This is a genomic window from Streptomyces scopuliridis RB72, assembly GCF_000718095.1.
Lineage (GTDB): Bacteria > Actinomycetota > Actinomycetes > Streptomycetales > Streptomycetaceae > Streptomyces > Streptomyces scopuliridis.
Genome location: NZ_JOEI01000097.1, coordinates 1 through 370, shown reverse-complemented (window position 1 = coordinate 370; position 370 = coordinate 1). Strand labels below are relative to the sequence as shown.

The window sequence follows — 370 nt, the reverse complement described above, 5'->3', positions numbered from 1 at the left end:
GACGGTGGAGGCGGCGACTGTGATGCCGGGAGTGGCGAGTTCGCCGTGCACCCTGCGGTAGCCCCACGACGGGTTCTCCCGGACCAGGCGCAGGATCAGGATGCGGATCGAGCGGGCGGTGGGCGGTCGGCCTGGCCTCTTGGGCCGGCACGTGCGGGCGTGGCGCTGCTTCATCAAGTCCCGGTGCCAGCGCTGTACGGTGTCGGGTTGGACCAGCAGCCGCAGTCGGCGCAGGACCTGGCGGGACAGCGGTACCAGCGGAGCGGCGGGGAAAGCCCGGTCTTCCGGAGCGAACTTCACCCGGTCCGGACCGAGCTGCCGTTCGAGGACGGTGATCTGGTGGCGCAGGGCGAGGATCTCCGTGTCCTTG

The 370-nt window shown here is 70.8% G+C and carries 1 pseudogene; it reads right to left on the bottom strand.

What is annotated here, in order from left to right:
* Positions 1–370: pseudogene (locus IF11_RS0136140) on the bottom strand (integrase); the annotation flags it as partial.